This is a genomic window from Acetobacter aceti (assembly GCF_002005445.1).
Classification (GTDB): Bacteria; Pseudomonadota; Alphaproteobacteria; order Acetobacterales; family Acetobacteraceae; genus Acetobacter; species Acetobacter aceti_B.
The window spans coordinates 1,771,130-1,790,300 of the sequence record NZ_CP014692.1 but is presented as its reverse complement, the minus strand read 5'-3'; the positions used below and the strand labels follow the sequence as shown (position 1 = coordinate 1,790,300).

At 56.0% G+C, this 19,171-nt stretch carries 17 protein-coding genes and 1 tRNA gene; 10 read left to right on the top strand and 8 right to left on the bottom strand.

Features of this window, described 5'->3' with window-relative positions:
- Nucleotides 1-50: 50 nt before the first annotated feature.
- The 3 genes from flgN to A0U92_RS08050 are packed head-to-tail and all read right to left on the bottom strand — an operon-like array spanning nucleotide 51 to nucleotide 1,917.
- A complete protein-coding gene (gene flgN / locus A0U92_RS08060) occupies nucleotides 51-455 on the bottom strand; it encodes a flagellar export chaperone FlgN (protein WP_077812771.1) in 405 nt (134 codons plus the stop codon).
- The gene (locus A0U92_RS08055) at nucleotides 452-769 is read right to left on the bottom strand and encodes a rod-binding protein (protein ID WP_077812770.1); all 318 of its coding nucleotides are present in this window, start codon (nucleotides 767-769) and stop codon (nucleotides 452-454) included. The genes flgN and A0U92_RS08055 overlap by 4 nt, the downstream gene beginning before the upstream one ends.
- Nucleotides 766-1,917 (bottom strand): flagellar basal body P-ring protein FlgI, encoded by a 1,152-nt coding sequence (locus tag A0U92_RS08050; RefSeq protein WP_077812769.1) that lies wholly within the window; start codon nucleotides 1,915-1,917, stop codon nucleotides 766-768. The genes A0U92_RS08055 and A0U92_RS08050 overlap by 4 nt, the downstream gene beginning before the upstream one ends.
- Before the next feature lie 148 nt (nucleotides 1,918-2,065).
- On the opposite strand from A0U92_RS08050, the gene A0U92_RS08045 reads away from it, so the two are divergent.
- From A0U92_RS08045 to A0U92_RS08005, 9 genes are all read left to right on the top strand, one after another.
- Nucleotides 2,066-2,506: a flagellar assembly protein FliX gene (locus A0U92_RS08045; protein WP_077812768.1), complete on the top strand. Its 441-nt coding sequence runs from the start codon at nucleotides 2,066-2,068 to the stop codon at nucleotides 2,504-2,506.
- Between the two features lie 157 nt (nucleotides 2,507-2,663).
- Nucleotides 2,664-3,077 carry an RNA polymerase-binding protein DksA gene (gene dksA / locus A0U92_RS08040; RefSeq protein ID WP_077812767.1) on the top strand — a complete coding sequence of 138 codons (414 nt, stop codon included), beginning with the start codon at nucleotides 2,664-2,666 and terminating at the stop codon, nucleotides 3,075-3,077.
- Between the two features lie 86 nt (nucleotides 3,078-3,163).
- Nucleotides 3,164-3,238 (top strand) — tRNA-Thr (locus tag A0U92_RS08035).
- Between the two features lie 195 nt (nucleotides 3,239-3,433).
- Nucleotides 3,434-4,831, top strand: a complete 1,398-nt coding sequence (locus A0U92_RS08030) for an MATE family efflux transporter (RefSeq protein ID WP_077812766.1) — start codon at nucleotides 3,434-3,436, stop codon at nucleotides 4,829-4,831.
- Nucleotides 4,832-4,933: 102 nt separating this feature from the next.
- On the top strand, nucleotides 4,934-7,252 hold the full coding sequence (locus A0U92_RS08025; protein WP_077812765.1) for a cache domain-containing protein: 2,319 nt from the start codon (nucleotides 4,934-4,936) through the stop codon (nucleotides 7,250-7,252).
- Nucleotides 7,249-8,199 carry an MlaE family ABC transporter permease gene (locus tag A0U92_RS08020; RefSeq protein WP_077812764.1) on the top strand — a complete coding sequence of 317 codons (951 nt, stop codon included), beginning with the start codon at nucleotides 7,249-7,251 and terminating at the stop codon, nucleotides 8,197-8,199. Before A0U92_RS08025 ends, A0U92_RS08020 begins: the two co-directional genes overlap by 4 nt.
- Nucleotides 8,200-8,263: 64 nt before the next feature.
- The gene (locus tag A0U92_RS08015; protein ID WP_077812763.1) at nucleotides 8,264-8,962 is read left to right on the top strand and encodes an ABC transporter ATP-binding protein; all 699 of its coding nucleotides are present in this window, start codon (nucleotides 8,264-8,266) and stop codon (nucleotides 8,960-8,962) included.
- Complete coding sequence (locus tag A0U92_RS08010) at nucleotides 8,962-9,912, top strand: MlaD family protein (RefSeq protein WP_077812762.1); 951 nt, start codon at nucleotides 8,962-8,964, stop codon at nucleotides 9,910-9,912. The genes A0U92_RS08015 and A0U92_RS08010 overlap by 1 nt, the downstream gene beginning before the upstream one ends.
- Nucleotides 9,909-10,859 carry a hypothetical protein gene (locus A0U92_RS08005; protein WP_077812761.1) on the top strand — a complete coding sequence of 317 codons (951 nt, stop codon included), beginning with the start codon at nucleotides 9,909-9,911 and terminating at the stop codon, nucleotides 10,857-10,859. The genes A0U92_RS08010 and A0U92_RS08005 overlap by 4 nt, the downstream gene beginning before the upstream one ends.
- 343 nt (nucleotides 10,860-11,202) lie before the next feature.
- Here the strand turns inward: A0U92_RS08005 and A0U92_RS08000 are convergent, their stop codons facing one another.
- From A0U92_RS08000 to A0U92_RS07980, 5 genes are all read right to left on the bottom strand, one after another.
- Complete coding sequence (locus tag A0U92_RS08000; RefSeq protein WP_077812760.1) at nucleotides 11,203-12,660, bottom strand: SulP family inorganic anion transporter; 1,458 nt, start codon at nucleotides 12,658-12,660, stop codon at nucleotides 11,203-11,205.
- 30 nt (nucleotides 12,661-12,690) lie between these two features.
- Complete coding sequence (locus tag A0U92_RS07995) at nucleotides 12,691-14,325, bottom strand: tetratricopeptide repeat protein (protein WP_077812759.1); 1,635 nt, start codon at nucleotides 14,323-14,325, stop codon at nucleotides 12,691-12,693.
- A 19-nt stretch (nucleotides 14,326-14,344) separates the two neighbouring features.
- On the bottom strand, nucleotides 14,345-14,935 hold the full coding sequence (locus tag A0U92_RS07990; RefSeq protein WP_077812758.1) for a CarD family transcriptional regulator: 591 nt from the start codon (nucleotides 14,933-14,935) through the stop codon (nucleotides 14,345-14,347).
- A gap of 225 nt (nucleotides 14,936-15,160) precedes the next feature.
- Nucleotides 15,161-16,927 carry a porin family protein gene (locus A0U92_RS07985; RefSeq protein ID WP_077812757.1) on the bottom strand — a complete coding sequence of 589 codons (1,767 nt, stop codon included), beginning with the start codon at nucleotides 16,925-16,927 and terminating at the stop codon, nucleotides 15,161-15,163.
- Between the two features lie 184 nt (nucleotides 16,928-17,111).
- Nucleotides 17,112-17,987, bottom strand: coding sequence for a bestrophin family protein (locus A0U92_RS07980; protein WP_077812756.1), 876 nt, complete (start codon nucleotides 17,985-17,987; stop codon nucleotides 17,112-17,114).
- Between the two features lie 601 nt (nucleotides 17,988-18,588).
- On the opposite strand from A0U92_RS07980, the gene A0U92_RS07975 reads away from it, so the two are divergent.
- Entirely contained in the window at nucleotides 18,589-19,167 is a 579-nt protein-coding gene (locus A0U92_RS07975) for a YqaA family protein (RefSeq protein ID WP_077812755.1), read from the top strand.
- Nucleotides 19,168-19,171 lie beyond the last annotated feature (4 nt).

The following is a 19,171-nucleotide window of genomic DNA, read 5'->3' as shown; positions in this document are numbered from 1 at the left end:
GCAACGGAAAAGAGGCTTTTTTAATTTGCAGATTATTCTGATCCTGAACCTTAAATGTTTTTCCGGTAAGCGCTTCCCGTTGTGGATCGTGGCGCATTGTAAGAACCATCTTTGCCATAATGTGTTTTGTTCCCGGGAGGGGACAGGGAAGCTGTGAGCAACTGCACAATGTGTTTCTGTGCAATCATGGCCTGCTGGAGCAGTGTGCGATTATTTTCAATGGTGCGGTTTAATTTTTCCGTAGCCAGCGGCAATTCTTCCGAGCAACAGGGCTTCCCCGAATCTTTCAACGTTTTCCTGCACTGAATGGTGACAGTGCTTAATTGTGCGAGAACGGCTTCCTTGCGCCTGAGGAGAGCGACGACAGCAGGGATATTGCCCTCCTGTAAAAACACATTCTCTTCTTCAAGCAGCGCATTGGCGTTTTCGATGACGGCAATGGTCTGATCCGTCATTTTCGTGATCCTTTTTCCTGCATTTCAAGCATCTGATGGTAAATGGCCGGGGCAAGTCCGAAACCGCCACTTTTCTCTATCTGTTTCGACATTTCAGTCGTCAGCATTGGACGAAAGCTCGATTCTCCCACACCGCCTCCGAAAAAGCCGGAAGACGTGTCAATCGTATCGAACATCGGCTGAAGCATTTCCCCGATCGTCATTGCTTCAAAATCAGATGCGGTCTTCCATATCTTGGGGTCAACCGGCTGTGGTTGCGACGGACTCTGCGCTCCATAACCTGTGGATGTGACGTTTTTGATCACGTTGCTCATCTGACCTCCAGATCGGCCTGTAGCGCCCCGTCTGCCTTGATGGCCTGCAGGATCGAAATCATGTCACGAGGACCAACTCCCATCGCATTCAGGCCAGAGACAAGGTCACTCAGGGCCGGCCCGTTACGTAGAATTCCCAGTTTGGCGTTGTTGCCATTATTGACGTTGATACTGGTTCGTGGAACCACCGTTGTGGTGCCATTGGACATCGGTCCGGGCTGTGAAACCATTGGGGTTTCCGTGACCTGAATGGTCAGGTTGCCCTGAGCGATAGCGACTGTGCTGATACGGACGTCGTTGCCGATCACAATGGTGCCGCTGGCGTCATCGACAATAACTTTCGCCAGAGTGTCCGGCTCGACCATCAGGTCTCCGATACGGGATAACGCCGGGATGCTGTCACGTAACGTCAGATCAAGCGCAATGGTGCGCGGGTCCATGACGCGGGCAATATTACTTCCCAGACTGCCGTTGATCGCCTGTGCGATCCGTCCCGCTGTCGTGAAGTCAGGATTGCGCAGCGAAAGATGCATCTGCTTGCGGTTGGCCAGATCAACCGGCACCTCGCGCTCCACCACGGCGCCATTGGCAATGTGACCGTTGGTCGGGATGTTATGTACTATCGAAGCAGCAGCGCCTCTTGCACTGAAAGCATTGGTTGCAAGCGAGCCCTGGGCGACAGCGTAGATCTCTCCATCGGCAGCCATCAGCGGGGTGACAAGCAGTGTTCCGCCGGTCAGATCCGTCGCGTCGCCTGTTGCCGAGACAGTAACGTCGATTCGGCCGCCACCATGAGAGAAGGGAGGGAGATCAGCCGTCACCATGACAGCCGCGACATCATGTGTCTGAAGCTGAATTTCACGATCACGGATATTCACACCCAGACGATTGAGCATGCTGATCAGTGTTTCACGGGTAAACAGGACGTTTGTCAGTTTATCTCCCGTGCCATGCAGCCCCACAACCAGACCGTAGCCGATAAGCTGATTTGTCCTGACTCCTTCAAAGTCAGCGATATCCTTGATGCGGACAAGCGCCGCATGGGCAGCAAAGGATTGTATCAACAGGAAGCCTGCCAGAAACAGGAAAGACAGAAGGTGAAAAACCTTCCGCCGCTCCGTATCAGGCCTGCAAGAAAAAAAGGTCATGCCGCTCTTTGCCGCTCGTCAATGTTTCGAGCCCACACTATCGACGCGAAGAGCAAACAATTCCTGAACAGTCCGCAGCAAAGCGTTGTTCAGAGCTTTGAAGCGGAACCGCACAGGGCCAGATTCGGTTGGCTCAGGGAGATGCAAGGTGAACAGAATTGGCGCGATCGGCTATGTGAGCCGGGGAAAGCCCCTTACGCAGGCGCGGAAGTCAAAGGGGCTTTCAGCATTTTCAGTGCCTTCTGAGCAGGAGGTTGCGAGTGATCAGCCTGTTACATCCGTGACCGCACCGTGCCTGCTGTCTCTCCAGGAAGAAAGCGGCCGCCAGCTTCAGCCCCGTTCAGAGAGGCAGGTGGTCATTGAGTGGGGTGGGGAGGCTCTTGATGCGCTCAGGAAGCTCCAGTTAGCCTTTCTCGAAGGAAATGCCGGCACAATGACGCTTCTATCCGAGCTGGAAGCGATTTCCGAACAGTCGCCGACTGCTCAGATTCCGGCTTTCAGGAGTCTGACCATGTCCATAAAAGTTCGTGTCGCCATTGAGGTCGCCAAGATGAAGCGGCTCATGACGGACAGGAAAGAGACGGAATGATCAAAGAAAGAAACAGCCGCATGTAATTTCCGAAAAAACACGTGACAGGAATGTTTCAAAGAAAAAAGTGGATTCGTGCTTGGCTGTCTCAGTCCTCGCGGTTATAAGCCGCGCATTCGTCAAGGGGGCTTCGCCTCAGGGAACGGAGACACATATTATGCTGACACTTCCTCCGGATTATGCGCCTTCTGAAAAGGAAGAGTTCATGAATCCCCTGCAGGTTGAATATTTCCGCCAGAAACTTGTCAAATGGCGCGGTGAACTCCTGAAAGAAGCGGGGGGCACACTCGCCAGCCTTTCCGAGGGGGGCATTCACGAAGCCGATGTAACGGATCGGGCAAGCGTCGAGACGGATCGCGCTCTTGAGCTTCGCACCCGTGATCGCGCCCGTAAGCTGATTGGGAAGATCAACCAGGCGCTTCTGCGTATTGAAAACAATGCCTACGGATATTGTGAAGAGACGGGTGAGCCCATTGGTCTCAAGCGTCTGGAAGCACGCCCGATCGCCACTCTGTCGATCGAAGCGCAGGAACGTCATGAGCGGATGGAAAAGATTCACCGCGACGACTGAGACGATGCGGGGAACAAAAAAATGTTCCCCAAGGTTTTTAGGGGGTTGCCGTCATCGCGTTCTGACGGTAGGAACCCACCCGCAGCGCTGCTGTAGCTCAGTGGTAGAGCACTCCCTTGGTAAGGGAGAGGTCGCGAGTTCAATCCTCGCCAGCAGCACCAGTTTTCTGCAAATCAAAATTATTCAGCATCCACAAAATGTCTCTTGGAGCATTTTATGTTTCTGAAAAGAGAAAATAATATAATATATTATACAATGTCCTAATGTCTGATCCGGGCACGGTTGGCGCAATACGGCAGGTTCCATCATCCCGGATGGCTCTTTCCGGGATGGACTGAAGCGATGAGCGACACGTAATGCCGAGGGAAGTCCTCTCCATCCAGAAATCCGAATCATGCGAAAGCCTCATCCGGGCTGACGACGCCAGCACGCAGCCGCTTCTGAAATCCTTCCTGATCTTCATGATGCCCGTCCTGATGGACTGTGTTCTTCAGTCAATCGCGAGCACGATCGGCAATATCTATATCGGCCGCCTGCTGGGTGCTGATGATCTGGCGGCAGCGAGTACGTTCTATCCGTTACTGCTGATTCTCGTTTCATGTGGCGTGGGCCTCGGAACCGGAGCAAGCGTTCTCGTTGGACAACTGTGGGGGGCAGGTCATCCGGAACGGGCTCGCGTCATGGCGTCAGCCGCGGTAGCGGTCTCGGTCCTGCTGGGTGGGGTGGTTGCGGTTGCGGGACAATGGGCTGTCTTGCCCATGCTCCATCTCTTCAGTGTGCCCGCCAACATCACCGACCATGCAGCGCAATATTGCCGGGTCTTTCTGGCAGGCACGCCGGCCTTGATTCTGGTGGTGACCGTAGCAATCACATTGCGTGGCGCCGGAGATAACATCCGCCCGCTTGTGATGATGGGTTTGCAGATCGTCGTCTCGCTTGTTCTCACCCCAGTTCTGCTGACAACCTCTCTGGGGCTTTCCGGAGCCGCTTTTGCCGCCATTCTCGGATGGATTCTGGCGCTGGTTCTGGCAGGGATATGGCTCAGGCGGTCGGGGCATGAACTCGCTCCGGGACTGGGAATGCTGAGAGAGCTTTTGCCAGAACGTAAGGTTCTCTGGTCAGTCATCAGCCTTGGCTTTCCCGCAATGGTCGAAGTCGCCACGCAAGGGCTTGCCGAGATCGTTCTGGTCGGCCGCATCAATGGATTCGGTTCCGAGATGACGGCCGCCTACGGCCTGTTCACTCAGACTTTGACCTATATCGAATATCCCGGAATGGCCGTCGGCATAACTGTTTCAGTCATGTGCTCCCATGCAATCGGTGCACGGAATGCCCAGCGTGCCCGTGATATACTGAGGGTAGGGTTTCTGGTCGCGTTGCTCATGACAGGAACACTGGCAACGATCGTCATTCTGATTCCTGAGACGGTATCGCTGCTGTTTACGTCCAATCCGCGCGTGATTGCTCTTTCGTCACATGCTTTCAGAGCTGTTATGGGAAGTGCTGTTCTTCTTTCTCTTGGTGGCGTTCTTGGTTCGGCCATGCGGGCGAGTGGTGATTCTGTTGCGCCCATGGTGATCATGCTGGGCTGCATTGCATTCGTGGAACTGCCCGCTGGTTACTGGTTTGCGCATTACTACGGCGCGTGGGGAGTGTGGTTTGGTTATACAACCAGCTTCTCGGCGGTTTTTCTGGGTACTGTGGCGTACTGGGCCATATGCTGGCGCCATCGGTCACTTTCGCCCGTGCAATGAAAATGTTGTTCGGAAACTATTTTGTTAAGAATAGGTTGATCTGTTACACATCAGACATGTGATGTGGCATTGTGCGTCTGAGCCGAGAGGAATGCGAAGCTTTTGATTGCAAATGAGATAGTCGATCCGACGGAGCAGAAAGACGTCTCCCTGCGCCAGAAGTTTATTCAGGTCGTGGTGCCTATCGCAACGGTGTTGCTTATCCTTCTGGCTATCGGTGGCATCGGCTGGCACAATTATCGCACCACCCGTGCTGGTGTTCTGAAGCTGACACATGAACTGTTACAGTCGGTGCAGCGTTATGTTGTGCAGGATGTTACAGGCTATATGGGCGCCGCCACGCTGGGCGGATCATTTGCGCAGGACTTCATCAGTCATGCGCCTGTGGCCGTAACCCGTAACGCTTTCTATTCTTACGGCGCCACGATGCTGCGGCTCGTCCCACAGATCCAGTCCTATTACATGGGGGATCAGAATGGTGAGTTCCTGCTGGTTGAGCGTGCTCCTCAGGGAAAGGGACTGGAATATACCGATCTGCGGGTCGTAGACGGAAAAGCGATTTTTCATCATGATTTCTATGATGAAAAAGGCAAAAAGATCAGGTCAGAGGAAAATCCTTCAGACAACTATGATCCTCGTGTCCGTCCCTGGTATCAGGGCGCCGTCGAGAAAAAAGGCTTCGCCTGGACCCCGCCCACCATTTACGCATCGACAAAACAGCTGGTTGTAACAGGCTCCGTTCCTCTCGTGGGCGAGGATGGGCTTCAGAAAGTCTTCGCAATCAATGTTTCGTTGAATGAACTGAGTGATTTTCTGGACGCCCTGAAAATCAGTCAGAACGGAACCGCGATCATTCTGGATAGTAACGGTCGTATTATTGCCGGACATGGATTCCAGTCCGTTGTAGAGCGGTCGCAGGGTGATCCGACAAGAATGACGCTTGATCCCGCGACGCAGGGCACTTTCAAGCGTGTTTACGACACGTACAGGGTACGTGGAGTTGGATCCCATCCCTTTCGTTATGAGGGCAAGAACTACATCGGCATGGCCCAGACATTGCCATCGTCCGATCACTGGGTTCTGCTGATTGTCGCTCCCGAAAATGATTTCGCCAGCTTTGCGCGACAGAGCGGTCGGGAAAATTTCCAGTTTTCGGTCATCATCATTGTTCTGGCAAGCATTCTGGCGGCGCTGCTGGCGCGGCAGGGCCGCCGTACGGAACGTGTGACGAAGGAACTCATTCACGAAAAAGCGCTGATAAATACACAGACTTCCGCGCTACAGCAGATTGCCGTTACGCCTGATCTTCTCAATGTCAACGGTGAAGCGCTGGCCCTGACGGAGGAGCTTGCCCGCATCACGCTGGCGAGCAGGGTGTCCCTGTGGCGCTTGCTGCATGATGGTATGGCGCTGATCTGTGAAGACAGCTTTGACGCTCGGCAGGAAGCGCATTCCGGTGGTTTCGATCTGTCCCGCAAGGACATGGAGGGGTTCTTCAAGCTGGTCGATACAGGTGTGCCGGTTACAGTGCCTCTGGCGGCAAAGGACGACCGGACAGCGCCTTATGAACGTGTTATCATGCGTGACAGCGGCACGTCTTCTCTGATGCTTTATCCCATAAGGGGAACCAGCGGCGGACATGCGGACAGTGTCGGGGTCATCACGGTCGAGGACGCACGAGATCCTTTATCGTTCAGTTATTTCCTGGAAATTGTGGCATCCATTACCGCCATTCGTTTTGCTGGTATGGCGGAACTTCCTGAAGCCAATGAAATTGCCGAAGCAGATGCCGCAAAAGTCCAGCAATTGGCTCCCCCCCGCTTTGACGCAGCATTGATGCAGGCGACAACGGCGAGTGGTGAAGTCGGTCAGGGACAGTTTCCCAGCGTTGCGGTGATGGTCGTCACCTTCTCTGATCCGGTCATGGAAAATGGCGATGACACGTCTTCACTTCTGCCTCTGATCGACCGGATTGCGTCGGAAGTTCAGGAAATTGCTAAGCGGTATAGTCTGTTTTCTGTAAAAGTTGCTGGCCATAGACTGATCTGCGTGGCGGGATGCAACAAGGAGCCTGATTCCACCGCGATCTGGAGAGTTGCCGAAGCAGCACTGGTTCTTCGCGAAACCTGCATGTTGCTGCTGTCCTCTAACAATATTGAACCGATTTTCAGCATTGGCATGGATTACGGTCCGGCCATGGGGGGTGAACTCGGTACGGATCCAAGGATATTCAATCTCTGGGGAGAATCCGTCACTCTTGCTGAACTCATGGCGCAGGGAGCGCCGGATGTCGGCACGATCGAGGTCACCGAACGGGTTTATCAGGCGCTCCGGGAACATTATCTGTTCCATAGTCGTGGATCGTTCTACGCACCGAGCGCCGGTATAGGGCGGGTTTACGTACTCGCGACAAGACGGTGACAGACAGGCCGACAGGGCAGGGCGGCCCACCGCAGCACGACAATGCGGCCCCTGAAGATATTCTGCCGAACGATCCGGGCAGCATAGCCCATGGGCTGGGCGTTCCGCCTGAAACATTTCATCCGGATGAGGAGAACCAGGAAAACGCGACCATCAGTGAGCGCTTCGTCTATTTCCTTGGAACGCTCGGAGCGCTGGTCCGCAAGCAGGTCTGGTTTCTGCTCGTCATACTGGGAACCATGTGGGGCGTGCTGCGTGAAAGCGTGCGTCCCAATTCCTGGCGGCGCACTGTCCGGTATGAATTCCAGCTTACACTCTCGGATGTCGCCGGAAGAGGTCTCCTCAGTACACTGGTCATGGGCTCCCTGACGGGCGTTGGAGTGGTGTCGCAGGCGATTTACTGGCTGGGTTTTGCCGGTATGGCCAAAATGACAGGCTCGGTGCTGGTCAGTGTCATTGTGCGCGAACTGGCTCCCATCCTGGTCGGTATCCTGATGCTTGGACGCAGCGGAATGCTGTCGCTGGCTGAAGTCGGCATGCTGGCGACAGGTGGGCAGATCCGCTCCATGCAGGCGGAAGGACTCGATCCATTCCTGCTGCTCGTGCTGCCCAGAACCTTGGCTTTCACGGTCGCCGGCTTTACGCTGGGTATCATGTTTTCCATCGCATCCCTGACGACGGGTTACATCATCAGCCGCGCATCGGGCGCATTATCGAATTCGCTGTTTTCGTTTTTCTACGACGTGGTCACGGCGATGACTCCAGCGGACTATCTGCTGATTCCGCTCAAATTCGTGGTTGTCGGGTTCCTTGTGGGGCTCGGGTGCTGCGTCAGTGGCCTGACGGCTTCCAATGAGGACTCTCTGGGGACGCTGCTTCCTCGTGGCTTCTCCCGTGGTATTCTGATCGTGATGACGGTCAGCGTTCTTTTCAGTCTCAAGGTGTGAGGAGGCCGGAAAGCATGTTTTCTGAAAGCTCCAGTCAGCCGGTCTTTCCCGATGCGAGAGACGCATGAAGCGCCTGAATGGCCCCCTGCTTGAGCTGGCTGACGCCACGCCTGTTTTTGATGAGAGCAGTCTGCCGCCTGTGCCGCTTTCCATGCGGGTGATGTCGGGAGAATGTGTCGTCATCGAAACGCGGGACATGTCGAGAGCGACCATGTTCTCCGATCTGTGTTCCGGCATGGTACATCTCCGTAACGGGAGTGCGCATTTCATGGGCATGTGCTGGGATGATCTGGATGACCGGCACCGTAACGCCCTGCGTGGCCGGATCGGACGCATTACCCGCAGGCCGATATGGACGGATCTGTTCGGCACCCACGTGGGTATCATGTTCAAGGAGCTGCATCACACGACGGTCTCGGTGCCGGATCTGACGTCGCAAACCGTCCGTCTGTGCACCCGGTTCGGATTGCCGGGTATCCCGGTTGAAACGCCGCGCCGTCTCTCAAGCGCGGATCTGGTGCGGGTAACCTGCGTTCGGGCTTTTCTGGGGCAACCCCAACTCCTTCTGATCGAAGATCCTCTGGAGGGAAGTCCCGTGGATATTTCAGGAGCATTCTTTGAATGCCTGACAGAAGCACGTGACAGGGGGGCGTCTGTCGTCTGGTTTGTACGTGATTCGAGTGTGTGGCAGCCCTATCGCAAGGCGGTCAGCGCCCTGTGGCGGCTGGCGGATGATGGTCTCTTAACGGTACGGATACGCTGATGTTTCAGATCAGGTTACGGCAGAAAGGCCGCCCTCTCATTCATCTGCGGTATGCTGACGAGTGGGTCGGGCTGCTTGTTCTGATCGCCATGGTTCTTTTTGCGGCGGCGGTTATCGAGGCAGGCGTGCTGAGCGACTGGCTGAGCCCTCCCGCCCGTCTGCGTGTCGTGCTTCCTGAGACAGGCGTGGGCGGCCTTACCGTGGGAGGAGACGTGCAGATCCTCGGCGCTCATGCCGGCACGATCCGCGCCATCAAACTGAATCCAACCGGAGGCATGTACGCCATTGTCGATCTTGATCCTCAGGTGGAACCCTTTCTTCGCCGTGACAGCAAGGCCGTCATCCGAAAGGCATTTGTCGTGGCGGGCGCAAGCTATCTGGATCTGACCCGTGGCTCAGGCGAGGCGATGGACTGGAATTACGCGGTCATCAACGCCATCACCGAACCAAGCCCGACGGACATGATCACCCAGACCCTGAAGGATATCCAGGCCCAGATCATGCCAGCCCTCGCCAGCGCCCGCCACATGACGGCCCAGTTGGATGAAGCCATCACGGACATGCATGCAGGTAAGGGCAGCGTTGGACAGTTGCTGACAAATGACGAACTGGTCCGGAAATCCGAGGCGATGATTGTGTCTCTGAATGAAGTCATCAGTCGCCTGCGTCCGGAAGAAGAACAACTGCACGCCATTCTCAACAAGACCGATACGACAATGGCCAACGTGAAATCCGCAACGCATGATCTGAAGGACGCCACGCCGAGGCTTCCGTCGATCACCCGGAATGTGGATGACAGCCTGTCGAGTGTGCCGGCCATGCTGACGCAGGCTCAGACGACGCTCTACAGTCTGCAAAAGCTGACAGATCAGTTGAAGGGATTGTGGCTGTTGGGTGGCCACAAGGAGACGAACCACAACCGCCTGCCTGCCAGAAAGGTGGCGCCATGAAAAAGACTTCTCTCATCGTGGCGCTGCTTCTCTGCACGGTGCTGTCCGGTTGTTCCGGGGCCACGAAGGACGAGACGGTTCAGGATCAGGATCTGGCCTACCAGCAGTCCATGGATGCAGGGAGGCAGGCTCTCGCCATCGAACGCTATTCCGTTGCGGAGCGATCGTATCGTGAAGCGACACGGCTTGCCCTGAGGCGGGATGATGTAGGGGCGATCAGTGATGCTGCCTACAATCTGGCTGTCACGCAGCTTGCCGCGGATCATGCGTCGGATGCGCTTCAGACCGTGCAGAACGCGCGCTCCGCTCTGGCTATGCGGCAGGGCGGAGAGGCTCATGCGGCCACGGGAGGGCTGCCTCAAAGCTCTCATGGGGCCGGGACTGTGGAGGCTGGAGCCAGCGCGCTCAGCCTTGTCGCTGCGGCGTCAGCATTTCGCCTGAACGATCTCGGCACTGCTGCGCGCGAAGCCCGCATTGCCACTCAGTCGCCGGATACGGATGTCGCCTTGCGCGGTGCTTTTGTCAGCGGACTGGTCGCAGCCCGACAGAGTGACACGACGACTTTGATGGCGGCGATCGGGACGCTACAGGCAGCCAAGCCACCGCAATCAGCGGTCCAGAAGGGTGATCTGGCCGAGCTTCAGGCCTGTTATTCTCTGAATAGTAATCCGCAAAAGGCCATGAGCCATGCGGCCGATGCTGTTTCCCTGCGTCGTGAGACGGGAGATTACAGGGCGATGGCCCGTGCTCTGGCGCTGGAAGCGCAGGCAGCGCGTCAGGCAGGGCAGGGCAGTCGTGCGAACGAACTTCTGGTTCAGGCCGCGCAAAGCCTCGGAGCGAGAGCCGGAACAGATACCAAGGCTGATCCTCTGGCCGCGCAATATATGCGGGAGGCCGGGTCACTGGCCAGGATACAGCCCTTCAAAGCTGGGGAAACCACACCATGAAGAACGCTATTCTGACTTCAGGTTCTGCCGGATGGCGGCGCGGGCTGATATTTTTTATGTTGGCCTGTTCTCTCACTGCCTGCGCCGATGATGACGCTGATGGAAAATATGGTTTCCACTCCAGACACCATCACGGAATGTACCCGCCTAGCTGGTACAAGATTCCAGCCAATCAGCCAGTGAACTGAATGCAATTTGTTCTGTGTCGCGGTTCAGAAAAGACGGCACAAAAACATTTCATCATCATAAAAAGCGGGTTGCAAGACCCGGGTTCGAGAGAGCCTGATCGGAAGAAGTCGCTGCATTTTTGCGCAGGCAACGACTCTTTGCTCTGCGCTGCTTCTCAACCCGGAACGGACGAACAGCGCTCAAGCAGGCTGCTGCTTTTCTGATTGAGTCCCGTCAACTGAACGGCATATCCCCGTTCCCTCAGGCTGGTGACGATCGTTTCAATCGCTCCCGTACCGGTGCTGTCCCAGATATGCGCCTGACTCAGGTCGATGGTGACAGACGTTCCATTGCCCGTTTCAGGCTCACCATACTCAATGGAATCCTCCAGAAGTTCAGCCGAAGCAAAGAAGACCTCACCCACGACGGCATAATGCACCGAGCCCGTCAGAGGATCGTGAGTTTTCTCCACGCGCAGCATTGACGACACGTTGAAGGCAAAAAACACCCCACTCAGCAGGACGCCAACCACAACGCCTGCTGCCAGATTGTGTGTCAGAACGACCACCACAACAGTTGCGATCATGACCGTGCTGGCGAGAGGTGGGTGAGACGTCAGCTCCTTGATGGAAGACCATGAGAAAGTGCTGGCTGACACCATGACCATGATGGCGACCAGAGCGGCGACTGGCACCTGCGCGACCAGAGGACGCAGCAGCACCATCAGAACGAGCAGAAAGACACCTGCGAAAAGCGTCGAAAGACGCCCGCGTCCGCCATACCGGACATTACCGACTGTCTGTCCGATCATGCCGCACCCTGCGATACCGCCGAACAGGCCGGAAGCGCAGTTGGCGAGACCCAGACCAAATGATTCCTGACGTTTGTCGGAAGAAGTAGACGTGAGGTCATCGACCACACGTGCCGTCATCAGACTTTCCAGCAATCCAACCATCGCCATGGCGAGCGCCGCAGGGAAGATGATTGCCAGTGTTTCAGATGTGAGAGGCAGGTGCGGCAGCATCGGAAGGGGCAGACCATCCGGCAGGTGCCCGAGGTCGGATACCCGTGCGACCGGCATTGGATACAACGCTGTGATGACTGTCAGCACCACGATGCAGATGAGAGGCGATGGAACTGCCGTAAAAAATCGTGGGACACCGTAGATGATGACAAGCCCGATCGCGAGCAGCATCCATGTCTGCCATGATACGCCGGTCAGATGCGGCAACTGCGCCGAGAAGATCAGGATGGCCAGCGCGTTCACAAAGCCGGTCCGCACCGGTCGGGACACAAACCGCATCAACACATGCAGACGGAGGAGTCCGAACACGATCTGGATGACGCCGCACAGGAGCGTCGCCATCAGCAGGTACTGGATGCCGTGGGCGTGAACCAGTCCTGCGGCGACAAGCGCGACTGAACCCGCGGCGGCGGAAATCATAGCCGGCCGACCACCTGTGAAGGCAATGACAATGCTGATGACGAATGAAGCATACAGACCGACCGAAGGATCAACCCCCGCGACGAAAGCAAAAGCGATGACCTCTGGGATAAGAGCGAAAGTGGCGACCATGCCGGCAAGGCATTCGCGAATGGGGTTGGCTTTCCAGCCTCCCAGATAACCAGTCATTCAGTGTTCCAGATTGAAGCGTCGGAAGATTCAGGGGTGCTTGTGGGCAGCGGCCATCTTTTTAAGATGTGTTGCAACACGTTTGACGACGTCATCCCACTTGTTGGGTTTTTTCTGGCGAATAATCGTGAAATCCGGATACCAGATGGAATCTTCCCGTCCTGATAGCCAGCGCCAGCAGTTGTCAAACCGGTCCATCAGCAGGACAGGACGCCCTAAAGCCCCGGCGAGATGCACGACCGATGTATCGACCGAAACAAGCACGTCAATCCCCATGAGAAAGGAAGCCGTGTCGTCCATCGTATCGGCGTAAGGCATCAGGTCCAGAATTTCCTTGCCGCAGGGCAGGATCGTACCCTGCTCCGCATGCGGTCCTTTCTGAAAACTGATCAGATTGATACCCGCTATTTTCCCCAACGGATCGAGCGCGGCGAGGGATGTTGAGCGTTTACGGTCGAGCATCAGCGCACTGCTCAGATTGGGCCGGGGGGCGCCCCCCCATACAAGACCGACATTCAGCTTGCCGTTGTCGGGAAGAAGGCTTCGCGCTGCCCTGTCTTTCTGAGGATCCGTGCTGAGATAGGGAACAGGATCGCCCATGGCGTCCTCCGTTCCCACAAAGGCTCGGGGGAGGCTGATGAAGGGACAGTGCCAGTCAAATTCCGGCACAGTGCCGCCGACCTGCACCACAGCGGCGCCTTCTACACGCCGACACAGGTCAGCCAGGGTATCCGGCACCCATAGATGAACGATCGCGCCACGCCGGGCCAGAGCTGGGATGTAGCGAAGATACATCAGGGTGTCGCCGAGCCCTTCTTCCTGCGTCACGAGAATGCGCTTGCCGCGAATATCCACGCCGTCGCCCAGAGAAGGGATAAGCTTTGACACAGGCAGCTGGGAATGGCCGGGAAGCTGAAGACGCCACTCATGTTCCGCCCAGCCCTGCGCGTATCGTCCGGCCTTGAGGAGAGAGATCGAGTAATTCAGGCGAATTGTCGCGTTCTCGGGTCGTTCAATGACGGCGGAACGATAGAGAGCGAGAGCATCGTCAGTACGATTGAGCGCAGAGTAGATACAGGCCAGATTGGAGAGGGCGCTCGCATTGTGCGGTATCAGCTCCAGCACTCTCTTGAAGATGCTGGTTGCTTCGGTAATCCGGCCCTTTTCCATAAGGGCGATGGCCTTGAAATTCATTGTCAGCGGTGAGATCGGCCGAACATCAAGGGAGTGTTCCAGAACACTGAGAGCTTCCTCGATCTCACCGAGATAGATGAGCAGCTCTCCCAGAGCATCCAGTACGCGCGCGTCGTTTGGTGTCATGTTCAGAAGGGCTTCAAGGGTGTTCCTGGCCTGGTCCCTTCGATTCAACCGCCCGAACAATGCAACCAGTTCGAGAGCCGGATGCCTGCTGCCTTCGCCAAGATTAAAGGCGGAAAGCAGACAGAGTGCCGCTTCTTCGGATCGATCAAGGCCGGTAAAAGCAAATCCGAGAAGCGAATCAATGGCCTCACTCCCCATACCTGCATGGGGAGTGAGGCCCGCTACGACCTCGGAGAAATGCCCGGCTTCCAGTTCTGCCTCGGCCCGCCGCAGCAGCAGATCCAATGCTTCCCTACCAGGAAGGGATATATTCGCTAGCAGCGGCGCAGGCGAGGGGAGCAGCACTGTCAGTTTTTCCGGTGTCTCAGGCGGCTTTCATAACGGCGGTCAGGGACTGAAGCACGTCTGAAGGCTCTTTCTTTTCAAGAACCGCAACCTCAGCCACGAAGCGCTCCTGAGCAGCCTCGAACAGTTTCCGCTCACTGAAGCTTCCATCAAGGCTGTCCACGTTACGACGCAGATCCCGAAGAACTTCAGCAATCTGGACCAGATCACCCGAATTGATCTTTTCCTGATAGGCGACGGCGCGTCTGGCCCACATGCCCTTGCTCACATGCGGCTTGCCCTTGATGATGGACATCGCCTTGTCGACGATTTCACGGGACACAATCTTGCGCAGCCCGGCCTTTCTGGCCTTTGAGAGGGGAATGCGGAGCGTCATCTGGTTGCCGGGGAACGAAATCTGGATCACTTCCAGCTTTGTTCCGGCGATTTCGTCGATCCCGATCCGATCCACGCGTCCGACGCCATGAGCGGCATAGACGATTGAGTCACCTTCCTGAAACGGGTCTTCGTCCTTGACCTTCGTTTTCGCCTGTGCAGCGGTGGTGGCCGCAGCTGTCCGCGCCATGGCGTCAGTGACGCCGCCCTTCGGAGGAGATCTGAATGTATTCATAGTGTCCGGCTTTACCATAAAAACGCAACGTTGTCTTGTGGGTGAAAATGCTCAGCATGGGGTACATGGCATTCAACTCACACAACGCTTGAAAGTTGCATTGATTTTCTCAATGCAACCCTCTCGGCCGGTAATGGACATGAACAGCGTGTCAGTCTCGGCCAGACTGTGAGTAGCGCCGGAAGATCCGACCTTACCCAACGAGTCTGGCAGAGCATTTCATTATTAGAAAAGGAGTACAGCGCCACCGGACGCGGAGTTATCCTTGCCGCGATTGCCGCTATGAGCAATTGATTCGGTATGGCTGTATTCCGCAACGAACTGAATCCAGTCTGTCCATTTGTAGAACAGCGCTCCCACTTCGGACTCATTGCGCCGGACAAGAATTGAATCGATTTCGCCTGGAGCCTGATAAAGATTGCTGACGCCATAGCTCGCGGCAACGCGCAGACGCTTGTCGAACGAGTAGGAGCCCTGAACGTAATAGCCTTCCGAATTACGCTTGTGGCCAGTCGGAGTGATACCGTCAAAGAAAAGTCCGGTCGTCCCGAGACCGCTGGCCCGATAATAGTATGCGACCCCTTCAAAGCCTTTATAGCTGAGTTTGGTGCCGACTTCGCCAGCTTCAACCGTAGCGCTCCTGCCCTGGTTTTGGCTGATGACGGAAGAGTAGAGTCTCTGCTGGTGCTGGATCAGGAAACCGGCCCAGACCCGTCCCTTGAAATCTCCACTGGTGAAATCGTAGGTGACCTTGCCCTGAGCCATGGGTGAGCTGTGATGCGTGGACTGGGCTGAAAGTGCGTCCGGCCCCGCACCTTCATTGTTGGTTCCGGCGAAGTTGAATTCATCCATAGGCTGCATGACGCCAACCGTGACCTGCACGCCGCTCATCATGGGTGACTGGTAGGAAATCTGCGGAATCCAGTCAGCATAGAGATAACCTACGCCGATGCGGCCAAGGCTTGTGTTGCCTGGCGCGGAGTTACCGCCGACGGAGCCCACCGTAATGAGCGTGGCGTCATCAAGGATCGCGTCGGAACCGAAGATGCCGAGATCACGTCCGATCTTGACCGTTCCCATCTTCTTGTTCCCGAAGGTCATGTACACCTGACGGAAATCGATGCCGGGTGTTCCAAGTCCGACGGGACTGCCGCCGGAGTTGGCGTTCATCGCGCCGGGTTTGTTGTTGTCGAGCCCCGGATACATGCCGAACACCGCGGCCATGTCGATGCCTTCCTGCGTCGTCGTGATCTTGGTGATCAGAGCCGCCGGAAGATAGCCGTTACGCACGGCGGAGGCGTCGAACTTGCTGCCGCCGGCACCTGCGGATGTTCCGCCGCCGACATAGCGTCCATAGGCGTTGTCGTAGGTGTAGAAGCCGTTCACGAAGCCGGACAGGTTGATCGCGACTGAACCCGCGTGAAACGTTATGCCTTTGCCCGGAACATATTTGTCGGTCCGGACAATGCCCGGATCGTTGATGGCGGCCTGAGCCGCCAGCATGGACTGACGTGCCGAGCGTGCGCTGGCTGCGGCGTCATAGGCGGCATCCTGTGCGTCAAGAAAGACGGGCGTTACATCCAAACCGCCTGCTACGGCGACATGATGGGCGGATGAAGATGCAGACGCTGAGCGGATACGTCCCGAATGATCCTGATCCCGCGCAGACGCGAAGCGACCGGAGTGACGCTCGCTTCGCTCTGATTCGGCCTCAGCCATTTCCTGCTGGTGGCGACGATGCTTGATCATCAGCGCACTATATTCACCCTGAGTAAGGCTGCCCTTGATTTTCAGGATGTCCAGCAGATCGCTATATTCATCGGCTCTGGCCTGATGAGCGCTCAGAAATAGCGCAGAGCTTGCGAGCAGTCCGGCTGCCAGAAGAGACTTATGGCCAGAACGACGCACATTTCCAGGCATTGCCAGTGATGCTGGCCGGTGTCGGCCACAGGCACGCAAGGCAGAAATCAGGGCCAGCTGAACTCCGATCATTTTGGTCCTTTTCTATCCCTGCATGGGCACGGCTCGCTGGGGCCGCAACCGCATGGGACGCATGGTGAGATATATGTGACAACGATAATTCTGAAATGTGACGAAATAGTAATGGCGGTCAACGCAATATCTGGTCACCTAAAGGTCTTGTGATCGGATTGTGTCCTGAATGACGCAACTTTGGTCAGGGCTGCACACCGTTGCTGATGACCACAGGGGGAGGGGCGGCCTCTCCGATGGACTGCAGGAGGTCTGTCTCGATCGTCGTCGCCATGGCCGCCATGGGCAGCGCGTGCGGAGTGTTGATGAAGGGTTCCTGCAGATCGGCGCCTGTCTTGTCCAGAACCACAAACAGCAGCCCGACCAGTGAGGAGCCTAAAGGTGTGATCCATCCCAGAGTCTGAACCGCTGACAGCGGCAATACGATACAGAAGATGTTGGCGAGGGCGCGCGGCAGACCGGAATACTGGATGGGCAGGGGCGTTTTCTGAATCCGTTCCAGACCGCCCTGGGCATTGGCCAGATCAGACAGGATGCGATCAATCTGGCCGTGCAGCGCGCCATCGATGCCTAGTTTCGTGGCTTCTTCGGTCACGCCGACGCCCAGCTGCACCAGAATGCCGTTGGGCTGATTCTTCCAGCCTTTGATACGGGCAGCCATTTCAGGAGCGAGAAGCCGCTCGACATCCTTTGTTCCATCGACTTCACCCAGAGCCGTTCTGAGGGCGTGTGGATAAGCCGCCATTGCCCGCACGAGATCCTTGCGTCCTCCCAGAATAGAGCAGACCTGACGTCCAAAAGAGCGGGAATTGTTGGTGACCGCGCCCCAGAGCGTGCGTCCTTCCCACCATCTTGCATACGCCGTGTTGTTTCTCACGCTCATGAAAAGGGCGAGGGCGGAGCCGATAAGGGACAGAGGGAGGCTTGGGATCTCCATCCATTCCTGATGGAAAAGCTGATAGAGGATAACGACGATAAAATCCCATGCGGCCAGAATGAGGAGAGTGCCGATGCTTTCCCGCATCAGGACCATAAGGCCGATCCGCTTGTTGACGATCATGAGTTGCCGTCTTCCTCCGGTTTTTGAAGTCTGATCTGACTGTCGCAGCCTTTAATCTGGCCGTCTGTCTGGCAGACTGTAATGGACAATCAGTCAGACGCGAAGTCGTGTATCCTTGTCATAGTTTATCATTAATCCTCACGATAAAAGTTGGCATAATATATCTTATGCGTCTTACGTGTGTCTCGATCACACATGATGAGCTATGCAGTTTGAGACGGTTTCGTTCGTTTGCACGCATCGATGCAGCCTCCGATTGGCCCAGCCGCCGTCCGGCAGCATATAAATCAAGGCAGAAACCTCACTTCACGCTCTCTTTTACGGTGAAGCACATTGCGCAACGTGTCTGCGCTCTTCCCTATTGTGGCTTATGGGTTTTATTTGTTGTCGTGACCGTTCTCTTTCCCCTTCTCCCGAAGCAGGTTTCGAGGCTCGCTCCCACAGAGCGCACGACCCGGAAATGCTCTCAGGACGCAGGCCACGCACTGTTTTCATTTTACTCCGATCGATGACTTGATGATGATTGCATCATTAGTCTTGCTCATCATGCGCTCGAAGTGGCATGCCTGCCCCAACTTAACTGGATACGGGGTTGCGGATCATGCTTGACCGTCTTTATGCGCGAGTTCGCGGGCATGCGGCTGGTCCGAACGCACCCTTTTTTCTGGCGATTCTTTCGTTCTGCGAAGCAAGCTTCTTTCCTCTGCCTCCGGAAACCCTCCTTATCCCCATGGTTCTGGCCAATAGAGCCAGAGCGTGGCGTTATGCAGCCATTGCGACCCTCTGCAGTGTCGCTGGTGGTGTGCTGGGATGGTATATCGGCGCCTTCCTGCTGGAGGTCATCGCGCGTCCAATCGTTCATTTTTATCATGCTGACGCAACATTGGCTGCATTACAGGCAAAATTCCGCGTATGGGGTGTCTGGATTGTTCTCATCAAGGGACTGACACCTGTTCCATATAAATTCGTAACAATAGCTAGTGGAGCGGCTCATTTTGCCCTGCTGCCATTTCTGGGGGCAAGTCTGGTGACGCGGGGAGCACGGTTCTTCCTGATAGCCGGATTGCTACGACGCTTCGGAGCCCCGATCGAAACGTTCATTGAAAAACGTCTGCCGCTTGTGTGTGGCGTTTTTGCTCTTGCTGTAATTGGTGGTGTTGTCGCTCTCGCTTGTTTGTAACTGG